Origin of the sequence: Mesorhizobium sanjuanii (genome assembly GCF_002529485.1) — a bacterium.
Lineage (GTDB): Bacteria > Pseudomonadota > Alphaproteobacteria > Rhizobiales > Rhizobiaceae > Mesorhizobium > Mesorhizobium sanjuanii.
The window spans coordinates 46,980-62,816 of record NZ_NWQG01000050.1 but is presented as its reverse complement, the minus strand read 5'-3'; the positions used below and the strand labels follow the sequence as shown (position 1 = coordinate 62,816).

At 63.2% G+C, this 15,837-nt stretch carries 15 protein-coding genes and 1 pseudogene; 9 read left to right on the top strand and 7 right to left on the bottom strand.

Annotated features, from left to right (window positions below):
• Window positions 1-329 (bottom strand): annotated as a pseudogene (locus tag CN311_RS10365) (hypothetical protein); the annotation flags it as partial.
• Window positions 330-594: 265 nt separating this feature from the next.
• Here CN311_RS10365 and fabD point away from each other — a divergent pair.
• The 9 genes from fabD to gmk all read left to right on the top strand — a co-directional run bounded on the left by fabD (window position 595) and on the right by gmk (window position 7,662).
• The gene (gene fabD, locus CN311_RS10360) at window positions 595-1,536 is read left to right on the top strand and encodes an ACP S-malonyltransferase (RefSeq protein WP_097573385.1); all 942 of its coding nucleotides are present in this window, start codon (window positions 595-597) and stop codon (window positions 1,534-1,536) included.
• A gap of 65 nt (window positions 1,537-1,601) precedes the next feature.
• Entirely contained in the window at window positions 1,602-1,823 is a 222-nt protein-coding gene (relB, locus tag CN311_RS10355; protein ID WP_097573409.1) for a type II toxin-antitoxin system RelB family antitoxin, read from the top strand.
• Complete coding sequence (locus CN311_RS10350) at window positions 1,807-2,073, top strand: type II toxin-antitoxin system RelE family toxin (protein WP_097573383.1); 267 nt, start codon at window positions 1,807-1,809, stop codon at window positions 2,071-2,073. The genes relB and CN311_RS10350 overlap by 17 nt, the downstream gene beginning before the upstream one ends.
• Window positions 2,074-2,130: 57 nt before the next feature.
• Window positions 2,131-2,868: a 3-oxoacyl-[acyl-carrier-protein] reductase gene (gene fabG, locus CN311_RS10345; RefSeq protein ID WP_097573381.1), complete on the top strand. Its 738-nt coding sequence runs from the start codon at window positions 2,131-2,133 to the stop codon at window positions 2,866-2,868.
• A 188-nt stretch (window positions 2,869-3,056) separates the two neighbouring features.
• Entirely contained in the window at window positions 3,057-3,293 is a 237-nt protein-coding gene (locus CN311_RS10340) for an acyl carrier protein (protein ID WP_006203723.1), read from the top strand.
• 34 nt (window positions 3,294-3,327) lie between these two features.
• Complete coding sequence (gene fabF, locus CN311_RS10335; protein WP_097573379.1) at window positions 3,328-4,590, top strand: beta-ketoacyl-ACP synthase II; 1,263 nt, start codon at window positions 3,328-3,330, stop codon at window positions 4,588-4,590.
• 102 nt (window positions 4,591-4,692) lie between these two features.
• Entirely contained in the window at window positions 4,693-5,922 is a 1,230-nt protein-coding gene (gene mltG / locus CN311_RS10330; RefSeq protein ID WP_097573377.1) for an endolytic transglycosylase MltG, read from the top strand.
• A 162-nt stretch (window positions 5,923-6,084) separates the two neighbouring features.
• Window positions 6,085-6,975, top strand: a complete 891-nt coding sequence (locus CN311_RS10325; RefSeq protein ID WP_097573375.1) for a YicC/YloC family endoribonuclease — start codon at window positions 6,085-6,087, stop codon at window positions 6,973-6,975.
• A gap of 30 nt (window positions 6,976-7,005) precedes the next feature.
• A complete protein-coding gene (gene gmk / locus CN311_RS10320; RefSeq protein ID WP_097573407.1) occupies window positions 7,006-7,662 on the top strand; it encodes a guanylate kinase in 657 nt (218 codons plus the stop codon).
• Window positions 7,663-7,799: 137 nt separating this feature from the next.
• Here gmk and rsmA read toward each other — a convergent pair whose 3' ends face one another.
• The 6 genes from rsmA to lptF form a co-directional block, all read right to left on the bottom strand.
• Window positions 7,800-8,633, bottom strand: a complete 834-nt coding sequence (rsmA, locus tag CN311_RS10315; RefSeq protein WP_097573373.1) for a 16S rRNA (adenine(1518)-N(6)/adenine(1519)-N(6))-dimethyltransferase RsmA — start codon at window positions 8,631-8,633, stop codon at window positions 7,800-7,802.
• Window positions 8,634-8,643: 10 nt separating this feature from the next.
• Window positions 8,644-9,672, bottom strand: coding sequence for a 4-hydroxythreonine-4-phosphate dehydrogenase PdxA (gene pdxA, locus CN311_RS10310; RefSeq protein WP_097573371.1), 1,029 nt, complete (start codon window positions 9,670-9,672; stop codon window positions 8,644-8,646).
• A 13-nt stretch (window positions 9,673-9,685) separates the two neighbouring features.
• The gene (locus tag CN311_RS10305; protein ID WP_165779653.1) at window positions 9,686-10,618 is read right to left on the bottom strand and encodes a peptidylprolyl isomerase; all 933 of its coding nucleotides are present in this window, start codon (window positions 10,616-10,618) and stop codon (window positions 9,686-9,688) included.
• Window positions 10,619-10,869: 251 nt separating this feature from the next.
• A complete protein-coding gene (locus CN311_RS10300) occupies window positions 10,870-13,287 on the bottom strand; it encodes an LPS-assembly protein LptD (RefSeq protein WP_165779652.1) in 2,418 nt (805 codons plus the stop codon).
• Window positions 13,287-14,372, bottom strand: a complete 1,086-nt coding sequence (gene lptG, locus CN311_RS10295; RefSeq protein WP_208866470.1) for an LPS export ABC transporter permease LptG — start codon at window positions 14,370-14,372, stop codon at window positions 13,287-13,289. The genes CN311_RS10300 and lptG overlap by 1 nt, the downstream gene beginning before the upstream one ends.
• On the bottom strand, window positions 14,369-15,571 hold the full coding sequence (gene lptF / locus CN311_RS10290) for an LPS export ABC transporter permease LptF (RefSeq protein WP_097573368.1): 1,203 nt from the start codon (window positions 15,569-15,571) through the stop codon (window positions 14,369-14,371). Before lptF ends, lptG begins: the two co-directional genes overlap by 4 nt.
• Between the last annotated feature and the right edge of the window lie 266 nt (window positions 15,572-15,837).

Below are 15,837 nucleotides of genomic sequence, written 5' to 3'. Positions count from 1 at the left end.
ACAAAGGCCAGCGCCAGCGCCAGCGGCGCGACGATCATCAGGCTCTGGTGGCTGCGGCCGAGCACGGCGTCGAGCCCGACCAGAACCAGGGCGAAGATGATAATGGTGGTCCAGCCCGGCTTGAAGGGCTGCAGGAAGAAGGAGACCGTGCCGGCGAAATCGCCGCGCACGATCAATTCGATCGCAAACACCAGGATGGTGGCGGCGAGCAGGCTGGCGAGGCCATAGCGGATAACCGGCCATTTCCGCCCCGGCAGATAGCCGGTGGACGGATCGCCTTCCAGAAACTGTGGCGCAGCCTTGCCCGCGCCTTTTCTAATCCTTGCCACCTTGATCTTTCCCCGGCCCGTAACATTAGCTTCACTGAAATGTCATCGTACTGTCACGAAAAGCTAGCGCCTGTGGCGAAAATAAGAAGAGCCAGCAAACGATTCGTGAGCGATTTTCATCATGAGTGATCGCCAAAAAGCCTTTTGGAACAGGCGCTCGGCCGCCATCGCTGTTCCGAAACGGCTGCGGATCGGCTCATCACGGACTTGACTTGCCCGGCCGCCTTGGTCACAGGCAGGGAAAACCAGCCTCTGGGAGCCGCATATGGCCGTCGCATTCACCTTTCCGGGACAGGGCAGCCAGGCTGTCGGCATGGGCAAGGATCTCTCCGAAGCATTTGCGGAATCGCGGAAAATCTTCGAAGAGGTCGACGATGCGCTCGGTGAGAAGCTGTCGAAGCTGATCTGGGAGGGGCCGGAAGAAACGCTGACGCTTACCGCCAATGCCCAGCCGGCGCTGATGGCGGTCTCGCTTGCCGCGATCCGGGCGCTGGAATCGCGCGGCTTCTCGTTGAAGGACAAGGTCGCCTATGTCGCCGGACATTCGCTCGGCGAATATTCGGCACTTGCCGCCGCCGGTTTCGTTTCGGTCGCGGATGCCGCCCGGCTGCTGCGCATCCGCGGCAACGCCATGCAGGCGGCGGTGCCGGCCGGCGAGGGCGCCATGGCGGCGATCATCGGGCTGGAACAGGCCGATGTCGAAGCCGCCTGCGCGGAGGCGTCCAGGGGGTCAGTCTGCCAGATCGCCAACGACAATGGCGGTGGCCAGCTCGTCATCTCGGGCGCCAGGTCCGCCGTCGAACTGGCGGCAAGACTATGCACGGAAAAGGGCGCCAAACGGGCACTGATGCTGCAGGTCTCGGCGCCTTTCCATTCGGCGCTGATGAAGCCGGCGGCCGAGATCATGCGCGAGGCGCTGGCCGGCGTCGCCAAGCACGCGCCGGTCGTGCCTGTGATCTCCAACGTTTCTGTCACTCCGACCGGCGATCCGGACGAAATCGCGCGGCGCCTAGTCGAGCAAGTGACCGGACGCGTGCGCTGGCGCGAGACGGTGGAATGGTTCGGCGCCAACGGCGTTACAACGCTCTATGAAATAGGCGCCGGCAAGGTGCTGTCGGGACTGGCGCGGCGCATCAACCGCGATATCGCCACCGGTGCCGTCGGCACGGCAGCCGATGTCGAGGTGGCAGTGGTGGCGCTTGGCTGACCGAATAGGCTTGAATTTCGGTCCCTGCGGCGATACATGAATACATGTATTCAACGGAGATCGCCATGCCGACCTCGATCCGCCTTGCGCCCGAAATCGAAGAGCGTCTGGATTTCCTAGCCGCCAGGACCGGCCGCAGCAAAGCCTACTATCTGCGCGAGCTTATCGAACGCGGTCTGGAGGACATTGAGGACTACTACCTCGCGGCCGAGGTCCTGGAGCGGATCAGGAGCGGCGAGGAGGAGGTCGTGAAGAGCGAGGACTTCTGGCGTGGCCTGGACGCTTGAATATGCCCGCTCGGCGCGCAAATTTGTCGAAAAACTTGATCCGCAGACACGTCATCGCATCCGTGACTTCATTGAAAATCGCATTGCTGGTCTCGACAATCCGCGTGAGGCCGGCAAACCGCTGAAGGGGCCTTTGGCGACTTTCTGGAGGTACCGGGTTGGGGATTATCGCATTATCTGCGATGTGCAGGACAGCCGGCTTGTCATTCTGGTGGTAACGATCGGGCACCGCGGGGACGTCTACAGATAATCGAGGTCGCCGGCTTCCCGATTTGAGAGGAAGCCCGATTTGAGAAGAGGATAGGATATGTTCGAACTGACCGGCCGCAAGGCGCTCGTCACCGGCGCATCGGGAGGCATCGGCGAGGCGATCGCCAGGGTGCTGCATGCGCAAGGCGCCATCGTCGGACTGCATGGCACGCGTGTCGAGAAGCTTGAAGCGCTGGCCGCCGAACTCGGCGATCGGGTCAAGCTGTTTCCGGCCAATCTTTCGAACCGCGACGAGGTCGAGGCGCTCGGCCAGAAGGCAGAGGCCGATCTCGAAGGCGTCGACATTCTTGTCAACAACGCCGGGATCACCAAGGACGGGCTGTTCGTGCGCATGGCGGACGCCGACTGGGACAGCGTGCTCGAGGTCAACCTGACCGCCGTGTTTCGGCTGACCCGGGAGCTCACCCATCCAATGATGCGCCGCCGGCACGGCCGCATCATCAACATCACCTCGGTGGTCGGCGTCACTGGCAATCCTGGCCAGACCAATTACTGCGCTTCCAAGGCCGGCATGATCGGTTTTTCCAAGTCGCTGGCGCAGGAGATCGCCACCCGCAACATCACCGTCAACTGCGTCGCCCCGGGCTTCATCGAATCGGCAATGACCGACAAGCTCAACGACAAGCAGAAGGAGGCGATCATGGCTGCGATCCCGACAAGGCGCATGGGCACCAGTGCCGAAGTGGCCTCCGCCGTCGCCTACCTCGCTTCCAACGAGGCTGCCTATGTCACCGGCCAGACCATTCATGTTAACGGCGGCATGGCGATGATTTGACAGTTGCGGAAAACACCCATTTCGCCTTGGACCCAGACCGATTTTCGTGTAATGCGGCCCGCAACCCGGCGGTTCGGGCAAAAACCGGTCCGGTGCCGTTGCGTTTCTGGCAGGACCATCTTTCAGCTTGATTAGCGGCATTCTGCCCGCTAACGAAGACAGACAACCAAAAGACGAGGATGCCCCAAATGAGTGACACCGCAGAGCGCGTCAAGAAGATCGTCATCGAGCACCTTGGCGTCGATGCCGACAAGGTGACGGAGCAGGCGAGCTTCATCGATGATCTGGGCGCGGACAGTCTCGACACGGTCGAACTCGTCATGGCGTTCGAAGAAGAGTTCGGTGTCGAGATTCCCGACGATGCGGCCGAGACCATCCTGACCGTCGGCGATGCCGTGAAGTATATCGACAAGGCCTCGGCCTGAAGCTTTCCGCAGGCATCACCTGGGAGGACCTGCGATGAGGCGTGTCGTCGTCACGGGCCTTGGGCTGCTTTCGCCGTTCGGCATGGGCTTCGAGCATAGCTGGAAGGAACTCCTGACTGGCCGCAGCGCCGCCAAGCGCATCACCGAGTTCGAAGTGGAGGATCTTGCCTGCAAGATCGCCCACGTCATTCCGCGCGGCAACGGCGAGAACGCCACCTTCAATCCGGAGGCCGTTCTCGAGCCGAAGGAACTGCGCAAGATCGGCGACTTCATCCTATACGGGATCGCGGCCGCCGACGAGGCGCTGAAGGACTCCGGCTGGGCGCCGAAGACTCATGAGGAGCAGTGCGCCACCGGCGTGCTGATCGGTTCCGGCATTGGCGGCATCGAAGGCATCGCCGAGAACGCGATGATCCTGAAGGAGCGCGGTCCGCGCCGCATCAGCCCGTTCTTCATCCCAGGCCAGATCATCAATCTCGTCTCCGGCCAGGTCTCGATCCGGCATGGGCTGAAAGGCCCCAACCACGCCGTGGTCACCGCCTGCTCCACTGGCGCCCACGCCATCGGCGATGCCGCCCGCCTGATCATGTGGGGCGATGCCGATGTCATGGTCGCGGGCGGTGCCGAAGCGCCGGTGACGCGGCTTTCGATTGCCGGCTTCGCCGCTTGCCGGGCGTTGTCCACCGAGCGCAACGACGCCCCGCAAACGGCATCGCGCCCCTATGACCGCGACCGTGATGGCTTCGTGATGGGCGAGGGCGCCGGCGTCGTCGTGCTGGAAGCCCTCGAACATGCCGTGGCGCGCGGCGCCAGGATCTATGCCGAGGTCACCGGTTACGGCCTGACCGGCGATGCCTATCACATCACAGCACCGGCCGAAGACGGCGACGGCGCCTTCCGTTGCATGACGGCGGCACTGAACCGGGCCAAGCTGACGCCCGCCGATGTCGACTACATCAACGCTCACGGCACTTCGACCATGGCCGACACGATCGAACTCGGCGCCGTCGAGCGTCTGGTCGGCAACGCCGCGTCGAAAATATCGATGTCGTCGACCAAGTCGTCGATCGGCCATCTTCTGGGAGCGGCCGGGGCGGCCGAGGCGATCTTTTCGATCCTTGCCATCCGCGACAACATCGCGCCGGCCACCATCAACCTCGACAATCCCGAGCGTGAAACGGCGATAGACCTGGTGCCGAACCAACCGCGCGCGCGCCAGATCGACGTGGCGCTGTCCAATTCCTTCGGCTTCGGCGGCACCAACGCCTCGCTCGTCTTCCAGCGTTACAATGGCTGACCGGTCCGCCGACCGGCACGGCCCATGCGTGTCGTCAATTTTGCCATATTCACCCCTACTCTGCCGCAGGGGATTCGTTGCAAGATCAAACGGTAGGGCGTTATGAACACAAGTCCGGCGGACAACGGAGAATTCGGACAACGGCAATCGCCGCCGCCCGCCCCGATCGTGCCGAAGACGGCCAGCGAAGCTTTGCGGCCTGAAGCCGGTACGCCGCCGCCCAAGCGCTCGCGCGCCTCGCGCAGCCAGTTCGTCGTGTTCATGAACTTCGTCATCACCTCGATAATGCTGGTGGTTCTGGCAGCCGGTGTTGCCCTGTATTTCGGCAAGCAGGAATTCAACGAGCCCGGCCCGTCGGCCAATGGCGACACATTCCTGGTCAAGCCGAATTCCGGCGTCCAGGATATCGCCGACCAGCTCGAGCGGCGCGGGTTGATCAGCGATGCCCGCATCTTCCGCCTTGGAGTGCGCGCCTATGGCAACGATTCGGCGCTGAAGGCCGGCGAATACGAGATCAAGCCGCGCGCTTCCATGCACGACATCATGGAGTTGCTGAAGAGCGGCAAGTCGGTGATGTATTCGCTGACCATCCCGGAGGGACTGACGGTCGAGCAGGCGCTGCAGCGCATAGCCGACCAGGGCGGGCTTGCCGGCGATATGCCGGCAACCGTTCCGCCCGAGGGCAGCCTCGCCACCGACACGCTGCGCTTCACGCGTGGCGCGACACGCCAGCAGATGGTCGACAAATTGCTGGCTGACCAGAAGAAGCTGGTCGACGATGTCTGGCAGCGGCGTGCCCCCGACCTGCCTCTGGCCAATGTCGAAGACTTCGTCATCCTGGCTTCGATCGTCGAGAAGGAGACGGGCAAGGGCGATGAACGCTCGCGGGTCGCTGCCGTTTTCCTCAACCGGTTGGCCAAAGGCATGCGGCTGCAGTCGGATCCGACCATCATCTATGGTCTGTTTGGCGGCAAGGGCAAACCCGCCGATCGCCCGATCTACCAGTCGGACATCAAGAAGCCGACGCCCTACAACACCTATCTGATCAATGGCCTGCCGCCGACGCCGATCGCCAATCCCGGCCGCGCCTCACTGGAGGCCGTGGCCAATCCGTCGAAAACCGCAGACCTTTATTTCGTTGCCGACGGCACCGGCGGCCACGTTTTTGCCGCGACGCTTGCCGAGCACAATGAAAACGTCGCTCGCTACCGGGCACTGCAGAAGAAGCAGGTCGAGGACGCCGCCAAGGCCGGTGATGCCAAGGTGGACGGCCAGACCGATGCGCCGGTGGAAGGCGGCGACGCCGATGGCGATGCGGGTACCGCTCAGTAGCCCGGACATTTGAAATCGCGCCCGCGGCAAGGGACGCGCTGATATTTTGACAAAAGCGTTCTAAAGCCGATACCACGTGCAGGGAACGCTCCGCATTTTAGAGCTGCCATGGTTCTGGTCCGGAAGCGCCAGGGATCATGCGCAAGGGGGATACGCGGCATCATGAATTTGCAGAGCATGACCGGTTTTGCGCGTGCTGTCGCCGAGCACGACGGCACGTCGATCGCCTGGGAGGTCAAATCCGTCAACGGCAAGAGCGTCGAGGTCAGGCTGCGGCTGCCGCAGGGCTTCGAGCGGCTGGAGCCCGCAGTCAGGCAGACGATACAGAAGCGCTTTGCGCGCGGTAATTTCCAGGCGACGCTGACCATTGGCCGCGCTGCCGGCGCGCAGATCCAGCCGGTGGTCAACGAGGACTTCCTGAAAGACCTGGCGGGGCTGGCCAAGCGGCTGCAGGAGCAGTTCGGCGTGGCGCCCGCGACAGCCGACGGCCTGCTTTCGCTACGCGGCGTACTCGACATCCCGGAAACCACCGAGACCGAAGAGGCGCGAGCCGCGCTCGATACCGCGATAGTGTCGGCGCTGGAGATTGCGCTGAGCGGGCTGGAGCAGGCGCGCCAGGGCGAGGGCGCTGCACTCCGTTCGCTGCTGGCCGGCCATATCGACGCGATCGAGGCGCTGACGCTCAGAGCCGAGGCCGCCCCCTCGCGCGAGCCGGCGGCGATCCGCGAAAGGATTGCCGAGCAGGTGCGATTGCTGCTGGACGCCTCCGCCAATCTCGACGCCAGCCGGTTGCATATGGAAGCGGCGTTCCTGGCCACCAAGGCCGACATCCGCGAGGAGATCGACCGGTTGAAGACGCATGTGGCGTCGGGCCGGGTGCTTCTGGCCGGCGGTGGCGCCATTGGCCGCAAGCTCGATTTTCTGGCGCAGGAATTCAATCGCGAATCGAATACGCTGTGTTCGAAGTCGAATGCCGCCGCGGTGACCGCCATCGGGCTGGAACTGAAGGCGGTCGTCGACCAGTTTCGCGAACAGGTTCAGAATCTGGAGTAACCCGTGGTTGCCAAGGAGCCCTTGATTGCCATGACCGCAAAGGATTTGGGTTCGCGCATCCGCCGCCGCGGGCTGATGCTGGTGCTGTCGTCGCCATCCGGCGCCGGCAAGTCGACGATCGCGCGCAATCTGCTGGAAAGCGATGGCAGCCTCGAACTGTCGGTCTCCGTCACCACGCGACCGCGCCGCGGCAGCGAGATCGAGGGTGTCCATTACCACTTCCGCACCATGCGCGAATTCGAGCGGCTGCGCGATTCCGACGCGCTTCTCGAATGGGCCGAAGTGCATGGCAATTGCTACGCGACGCCGCGCGAGCCGGCGGAACTGGCGCTGGCGCAAGGCCGCGACATGCTGTTCGATATCGACTGGCAGGGCGCCCAGCAGCTCAAGGAGAAGATGCGCGCCGACATCGTCTCGATCTTCATCCTGCCGCCGTCGATGAAGGAGTTGAAGGCGCGGTTGAAGCGCCGCGCCGAGGACCAGGAGCAGGTGATCGAGACGCGGCTGAAGAACGCCCGCAACGAGATCGAGCACTGGAAGGAATATGATTTCGTCATCGTCAACGACGATCTCGACCGTGCCTTCGCCGAGGTCCGCGGCATCGTCACCGCCGAGCGGCTGAGGCGCGACCGCCGGCCCGGCCTGTTCGATTTTGTGTCAGGGCTGTTGGACGAGCAGACGGATTGATCTTCCTGCCTTCTCCCCGTTCACGGGGAGAAGGTGGCCCGAAGGGCCGGATGAGGGGCAGAGCCATACTTTGGCTGGTTCGCGCCGCCCCTCATCTGCCTGCCGGCATCTTCTCCCCGTGAACGGGGAGAAGAGAGCTAAACCGAGTTGGTGAGCCGCACGAATTCCTCGACGCTGAGCGTCTCGGCGCGCCGTGTCGGATCGATGCCGGCGCGAATGAGCAGCGCTTCGCCGCCGAGGCTTTTCACGCTTTGCCGCAGCATCTTTCTGCGCTGGCCGAACGCTGCTTCGGTGACGCGGCCGAGTTTTTTCACTTCAGCAGGAAGGGGACTGGCGCGCGGCACAAGGTGCACCACCGAGGATGTCACTTTGGGCGGTGGCGTGAACGCCTGTGGCGGCACGTCGAAGGCGATTTTTGCCTCTGTCCGCCAGCCGGCCAGCACGCCGAGCCGGCCATAGGCATCGCTGCCGGGGCGGGCGACGATGCGCTCGGCCACCTCGCGCTGGAACATCAGTGTCATCGACGCATAGAAGGGCGGCCACTCGGTGACCGTCAGCCAGCGGATCAAGAGTTCGGTACCGATATTATAGGGCAGGTTGGCGACGATCTTCACGGGACCGCCGCTTGCCGCGCCGGCAAGGGAGGCGAAATCCATCTTCAGCGCATCGCCGGCAATGACCTCAAGCCGACCGGGATAATGGTTGGAGACTTCGGCGAGCGCTTCCAGGCACCGCTCGTCGCGCTCGACGGCGATCACCCGTCGTGCGCCGCTGAAGAGCAGCGCCCTGGTCAGCCCGCCGGGGCCGGGGCCGACCTCGATCACCGCTGCCTCGGTCAGGTCGCCGGCGGCGCGCGCGATCTTGCCGGTCAGGTTGAGGTCGAGCAGGAAATTCTGGCCGAGCGACTTCTTCGCCTGCAGCCCGTGGCTCTCGATCACCGCGCGCAGCGGCGGCAGGCCGTCCATGCTCATGCAAGGACGCTCATGCGGCCGCGGCCTTCGTTTCGCTATCGGCCAGCCGGCGGGCGAGTTTCAGCGCCGCAATCAGGCTATCGGGCCGGGCCAGGCCCTTGCCGGCGATGTCGAAGGCGGTGCCGTGGTCCGGCGACGTGCGGATGAAGGGCAGGCCGAGCGTCACGTTGACCGCTTCGTCGAAAGCCAGCGCCTTGGCGGGGATCAGCGCCTGGTCGTGATACATGCAGATTGCCACGTCGTAGCCGGCCCGTGCACGGGCATGGAACATCGTATCGGCCGGCAATGGCCCGAAAGCGTCGATGCCTTCCGCCCTCAGCCTCTCGATTGCCGGGCGGATGATATGCTCGTCCTCGGCGCCCATCGCGCCGCCTTCGCCGGCATGCGGATTGAGGCCGGCAATGGCAAGCCGCGGCCTGGCGATGCCGAAGCGATGTTCGAGGTCGGTGGCGGTGATGCGGGCGGTCGCGACGATCAGGTCGCTCGTCAGCGCTTTCGGCACCTCGGAGAGCGCAATGTGGATGGTGACCGGGACGGTGCGCAGCTCCGGGCCGGCAAGCAGCATCACCGGCATGGCGTCCGCGCCGGTATGGAGCGATGCCAGATGCGCCAGGTATTCGGTATGGCCGGGAAAGCGGAAGCCGGCATCGTAGAGCGGCTTCTTGGCGATCGGGCACGTGACGACCGCTGCGGCGCGGCCGCCAAGGCAGTCGGCAACGGCGCGGTCGATAGCCTCGATGATGCCGGCGGCGTTGGCCGGATCCGGCTGGCCGGGACTATCGATGGAGCGGGCGGCAAGCGGCACGATCGGCAGCGCGTGGACAAAGACTTCTGGCGCTTTGGCCGGCGTGGTTTCCACCATCGCCACGCTGGCGCCGAGCCGACGCGCCCTTGCATCAATCAGTGCGGGATCGGCGAGGAGATAAAAAGGCGGCAGACCGGCGCTATCACGCGCCTGCCAGGCGGCGATGGCGATCTCCGGCCCCACGCCGGACGGATCGCCGACGCTCAACGCCAGCGGAAGCTTTTCGTCCGGCACGGCTATGTCGACTTCAGCGCTCGACGATGCGGGCTTTCTTCCGCAACTCCTCGACATACTTCGTGGAGAGTTCGTCGGCGTTCTTGTCGTTCGAGCCTTCGCTCTGGAACACCATCTGGGCGGCCTTGTCGTCCGACACTTCGCGCGACGAGCAGATGCCGATGAACTCGACGCCGCGGTCCGTCTCGCGCGTTGCGGTAGCGCCGCCAACCTTGGTGGCCTTGATCTGCTCGGCCCAATCCGGCGGCAATTGCGGCGCCAGCACCCGGCCGAGGTCGCGGACGGTGACGTCGATCAGGCCCTTGGCGAATTCGCGCGTGGTGTTGCAGCCATTGAAACGCGCGCGCATGGCGTCGGCCTCGCGCTTGCGCTTGGCCAGCGTCGCGCTGCGCTCGGCCGCCGGCACCACGAAGATGACTTGCTGCAGCATGTATTCCATGGCTGAGGGCTTGGCCCCGCCCTTGTCGAGCATGCGCCTGACTGCGTCCTGCTCGCTCACGGAGCCGCCTTCGCCGGAGCGGTAGCGAGCGCTCAGCGCCTGGTTCCAGGCCATCTGGGCGCGGATGAATTCCTTGAAGTGCTCCTTGCTGACGCCGGACTGCGCCATGACGCCATCGAGCTGCTTGAGCTGCATCTTGTTGGTCGTGGCAAAGCGCTGGTAGGCGGCATTGACCTGGGCGTCGCTGATGCGGATGCCGAGACGCTTGGCTTCCGCGACGCGCAGCGTCTGGTCGATCATTTCGTCGGAAGCGCTGCCCTTCTTGCGCTGTAGTTTCAGGAACGCGGCCCGGTGCGCGATGTCGCCGGTGGTGATCGGTATGTTGTTGACGACATATTTGATCTCGCTGGCGAAAGCCGGCGACGCCGTCGCGGTGATCGAGACAGAGGCCGCCGCCACCAGCAGCGCCAACCCTGCCGAAAAGAGGTAATTCCTCATCGAAAGCATCCCAATTCTATCTCAGCTTGGCTCATTCTATTCTAATCAAGGGAGCCGAAAGCCGTGCCTACTCTATGCGGCGAAACGATGTCGTCGGCGCATCATTCCGGAATCGGAATCGATTTCGGCAACGATCATACGCCAAATTAAAGTTCTATAGCGTCCTTTGCGTGTCCGAAAGGCTGCGCGGGCGCTGTCCATCGAGTCGCTGCTACTGGCCCGTCGCCGCTACTGGCCAGTCGCGCTACTGGCCAGTCGCGCTACTGGATGGTGTCGATGGAGCTTTGCGACGAGCCGAAATCGCCGAGCGTGCGGAACGACAGGTTGAAGCCGATGTTCTGCGACACCTCCTTGGTGTCCAGGTCCCGGGTCTCCGAGAACGTCATCAAATAGGTGAAGCAAGAATCATTATAGGCAAAGCCGACCCCGTCCTTGACCAGGACACTCTGCTCCAGGTCGTAGGTGCCGGTGCCGAAGACGCGCCAGTTCTCGGCAAGATGCGTCGACGCGCCGAGCGTGACCTCGTGGCGATCGGTTTCGAAGCCATAGAGCGGCTGCGCCTGGATGAAGGCATATTTGGCGCTGAGCGAAATCGGCAGGCCGGAATAGGCGGCCTTCACCTCCGCGCGGCGGACCTCGAAGGTCTGCTCGTCCAAACGGCCGCTGATCGAACCGGAGAAGCCGCTGGGGCTATTGAATCCGACGAGGCCGACATAGTCGGAGGTCGAGGTCTCAAGGCCTGAATAAGCGCCGACATTGACCAGGTCCGGCGCGGCGAAGGAGTTCTGGCCGCCAAGCTGGTAGGATTGGCCGAACAACGCGTTGGTGCTCCAGCCATTGTCATAGGCGCCGGAATAACGCAGGCCGACATTGGCGCGGCTGCCGCCTTCCATGCGATCGTAACCGGAGAACTTGTCGCGTTCGAACAATGTCGTGGCGTCGAAGACGAAACTCTGGGCGTCTTCGTTGGGAACCGCAAGGCCGCCGACATATTGCTCGTTCGGACGCACGAAGACTTGCGCCATCGGCTCGAGGATATGGCTCGAACTTGGCATCGAGAACAGCACCGGCCAGCGCATTTCAAACCCGGCGGTCGCCATGTAACGGGCGAGCGAGGAGTCCAAATCGTCGCTGACACCGAGATTGGTCGCCATCTGGTTGACCGCGGCGAGCGAGCCCGAAGAGGCGTTGAGATAGCTGGCGTCGCCGCGCAGCGCCAGGAGCGGCGTCAGAAGCAGTCCGCCATCGGTGGTGAATGTGCGCTTCCACTCGGCCTCGGCGGTGAGGCGGCCGGATTGGCCCTCGATGCCGCGTACATTGTTGATGGAACTGGGGTCGGCCGAGTTGGCCAGAGCCGTATCCAGCCTGTCGCGGCTGATGGCCCGCGCATTGACGTTGAACGACAATTGTCCGCCGGCCACGGCCATGTCGGGAATATAGGCGTAGTCGAGCGAGGGCAGCACCCAGGGTTGCTTGGCGGAGCGTGCCGTCGGATCGCTGGCAAGCGTGTTTTCCTGAACCTCGAAGCGCATGGCGCGCACGTCGAAATAGTTGCGGCCATTGAGGCCGGTCAGGTAGATCGAGGACTGGTGGACGTAATCGTTGAAGTCCTCGATGGCGTAAGTACGCGAGAAGTTCTTGTCGGATTGCAACAACACGTCCCAGCCGAAGTCCCAGCGCGGATTGATGGCGAACTGGCCCTTGGTGCCCATCATGCCGCGGAACTTGTTGGGGTCACCGGGGGCGCCCGAATCGACATTGTGCCCGTTGCTGTCGATGAACTCGTCGGGGTCCTGCTGGCGGATGCCAGCGATCTTCAGGCTATACTGGCCATTGTTGAAGCGCTGGCGCCACTCGGCTTCGCCAAGGAAACCCTGCTTGGTGTAGCCGCTGCCGGTGACGGTGAGGTCGTAGGTGGGCGAGAGCGCGAAATAATAGGGGACCTTGATACCAACGCCGAGGTCGCTCTTGTAAGCGATGCCGGGGATCAGGAAGCCGCTCTTGCGCTTGACGGTCGGGTCGGCGATCTCGAAGGCCGGCAGATAGGCCAGCGGAAAGCCAAAGAACTCGAAATTCGAATTCTCGAAGCGAACCGTCTTCTTCTCGCCGTTCCAGATGATCTTCCTGGCCTTGATGCGCCAGGTCGGCGCCTTGTCGGGCTTGTCCTCGCACGGCTCGCACGCCGTGTAGACGCCATTGTGGAACGTCGTCAGCACGCCGCCCATGCGTTCGGCGCTTTCGGCTGCGAAATACGCCTTGTCGACGGTCTCGACACGCAGCGCATTGACGAAACCGTCGGCGAAATCGTCGGTGATGTCGACATGCTGCGAGTAGATCTTGGTGCCGTCGCTGTTGACGACCGCGACATTGCCGCTGGCGACCAGGCGCTTGGTGTTGCGGTCATATTCGACCCGCTGGGCGACGAGGCGGTTGCCGCCATAATCGATCTGGACGCCGCCGACGGCCGTTACCGTGTTGTTGTCGTTGTCATAGACCAGCGTATCGGCAGCCAGCAGCATTTGCGAGCCGGCGGGAACGCTCGCTGCCATGTCGCCGATTTCCTGGGCCAAAACCGGGACATTGACGGGGACGCAGGCAAACAGGCACGCCAAGGCGCTCGCCCCATAGAGGCGTGCCAAACCGGCCTGCCTATGGCTGGGCAAAACCGCTTCCCTCACTAGCCGTCTTCCTTGTACAGCAGGAACGTCACCCCGAAGAACATAGCCACGACAACCGGAACCCAAGCAGCCACGGCCGTGGGTACGAATCCCGCTACGCCGAATGCCTTGACCAGCACCGATACGACATAAAGCAGAAACCCGGCCATGACGCCACCCAGAATCATCGTCGCCGATTGCCCCATCCTCGCAAATCGCATTGAAACTGTTGCCGCAATCAGCGTCATGGCGACGAGCAGGAACGGCAGTGCCACCAGCGAATCGAACTGCATGGCAAAGGCATTTGCCTTGAGGCCGAAGGAGCGGGCAACTTCGATCTTGCCGGGCAGATCGTAGAACGGGATGGTTTCGGGGCGCGCCAGCCGCTCTTGCACGAATTCGGGCTTGAGATTGGTCGCGACCCGGTCGCTCGCCAGCGATTCAATGTTGCCGTCGCGAAACACCTTGACGTCCTGCAACTCCCAGTAACCATCCCGCAAAAAGGCGTGCGCTGCGTCCTTGCGTTCGACGATATCGCCCTGCGGGCTGAGGACGAAGAAGACGGCGTCGGCCATCTCCAGGCCCTGGTTGAGGATCGAGCGCGCACCGATGATTGTGTCGCCCGCGCTGGTTTTCTGCCGGATCCATGGCGCTGCGTCGGCCGACACGGCGTTTGACTTGCCGGAACGGAGCTGGGCCTCGATTTGCTCGGACCAGGAAAAGGCATGCGCGGCGATCGGGTTGATGATCCCCACCGACAGCACGCCGAACAGCAGTGCCCCGATGCAGCACGGCAGCAGGAACTGCCATGCGGAAACGCCAGCGGAACGCGCGATGACCAACTCATACTTGCGATTGAGCGAGACCAGCGTCGCCATCGCCGAGAACAGGCCGACGAACGGCACCGTCTGCAGCATGATCATCGGCATCCTCAGGCCTGAAATGGCAAGCGCCGTCCCGTAGGTGAAGCCCGGCAGGCCGGTCGTGCGGCCGGAAAGTTCGGTGAAATCGATCAGGAACACCAGCGCCAGCAGGCCGATGAAAAACCAGACGGTAATCGTCACATAGCGGAAGAAGAAGTAGCGACCTAGAGTCCAACCCATCAGCCGACCTCCTGGCCGGAAGTGCCGCGCCTGGCAAAGCGGGCCTTGAAAGCGTTCCAGCCATCAGTGAAGCGGCTGGCGAAATTCGTCATCCAGTCGGCCCAGGCGACCGGCAGTTCCATGGTCCGGTTGGAGACGATGAACCATATTGCGACCGCGGATGACACGATTGGAACGCCGTAGACCATATAGGCGTATTGCGGAACCTTGTCGGCCTTTCCCGCGGCAAAGAAGCCTAGCCAGCGCACGAAAAGCGCAATCGCGATGGCCGTGATCAAGGGGTGGACGCGCGCCTCGCGGTGCGAGCGTGCGTCTCCCGCGACGGCAAGCGCGATCAGCGCGAAAACGAGCGAATAGGACCATTCGGAAAAGCGCTGATTGAGCTCGGCCAGATACCTGTTCGGCCTTTGCTGGTATATCTTGTCGTTGGGGCTCGGGTTGAGCAGGTACTGCGTCGTCCGATCCTTCGGCAAAAGCAGTATGTCCGAGGAAGCCGACATGAAGGCGGACAGATCGAAGGCATAGGAGGTGAAGCGGATGACCGACAGGTCGCCGGTCAGCGTTTCGCGATGAATGACGCCGTCATTCATCATCAGCACCTTCTCGTCGCCGCGTTCGACAATGCTGCCGGTCTTGGCGTAGTAGATGAGGTTGACGCCTTCCTCACGTGAATCCGCCACAAAGATGCCGCCGAGCCGGTTGTCCGGAAGCCGCTCGCCGATCTGCAGGAACAGGCCATTGTCGATCTTGCGGAAAGTGCCTTCCTGGATGATCAGCGACAACAGGTCGGCGCGCGACGATGCCACCAGCTCGCGGTTTTTCTGGCGGGCATAGGGATCGATGCCATTGTCGACGGCGAACGAAAAGACGCTGGCTGCCAGCGCCAGAAGCATGATCGGCCTGACGACCGTCCAGCGCGAGGCGCCGGCGGCGTTGATCACCGCCAGTTCCGAATCGGTGTTCATGACGCTGAGCGTCTGGGCGACCGCCACCACCAGGGCGAACGGCACGACGATCGGAACGATCGATGGAATGATCAGCGCCGCGACCTCGAAAAAGGTCAGCGCCGATTGGCCGCTGTCTGTGACGAGGTCGATGCGGGCGAGCACCTGCGTCGTCCACACGATTGCCAGCGTCCAGATGAGCGCCGCGAGGAAGACCGCCAGCGCGCGACGCATGATGTAGCGTTCAACGACCCTCATGAAGGCTTTTCTCGATTTTGCCGAACGGCATCATGCCTCCGGACAAGGTAGTCGCCCGGCGGCGGCCGCACAACTGGCTCCATTGGACGGTTCCCTCAAGCGGCTCGATCCGGCTCCCGTCCCACGCCCGTTCAGCGGGTCGCAGTGTCGGCGGCAATGGATAAGAAAAGGCCAACATCGATGGTTAACAAGAGGTTGCGGCAGGAAAGCGGGGCCGGGCCGCGACGAATCGCCCATCGATTCCATGTGCCATATGGGGTGTGATT

Coding starts and splice junctions, on each gene's coding strand:
- fabD (WP_097573385.1), top strand. CDS start 595: ATGGCCGTCGCATTCACCTTTCCGGGACAGGGCAGCCAGGCTGTCGGC.
- relB (WP_097573409.1), top strand. CDS start 1,602: ATGCCGACCTCGATCCGCCTTGCGCCCGAAATCGAAGAGCGTCTGGAT.
- fabG (WP_097573381.1), top strand. CDS start 2,131: ATGTTCGAACTGACCGGCCGCAAGGCGCTCGTCACCGGCGCATCGGGA.
- CN311_RS10340 (WP_006203723.1), top strand. CDS start 3,057: ATGAGTGACACCGCAGAGCGCGTCAAGAAGATCGTCATCGAGCACCTT.
- fabF (WP_097573379.1), top strand. CDS start 3,328: ATGAGGCGTGTCGTCGTCACGGGCCTTGGGCTGCTTTCGCCGTTCGGC.
- mltG (WP_097573377.1), top strand. CDS start 4,693: ATGAACACAAGTCCGGCGGACAACGGAGAATTCGGACAACGGCAATCG.
- CN311_RS10325 (WP_097573375.1), top strand. CDS start 6,085: ATGAATTTGCAGAGCATGACCGGTTTTGCGCGTGCTGTCGCCGAGCAC.
- gmk (WP_097573407.1), top strand. CDS start 7,006: ATGACCGCAAAGGATTTGGGTTCGCGCATCCGCCGCCGCGGGCTGATG.
- rsmA (WP_097573373.1), bottom strand. CDS start 8,633: ATGAGCATGGACGGCCTGCCGCCGCTGCGCGCGGTGATCGAGAGCCAC.
- CN311_RS10305 (WP_165779653.1), bottom strand. CDS start 10,618: ATGCTTTCGATGAGGAATTACCTCTTTTCGGCAGGGTTGGCGCTGCTG.
- lptF (WP_097573368.1), bottom strand. CDS start 15,571: ATGAGGGTCGTTGAACGCTACATCATGCGTCGCGCGCTGGCGGTCTTC.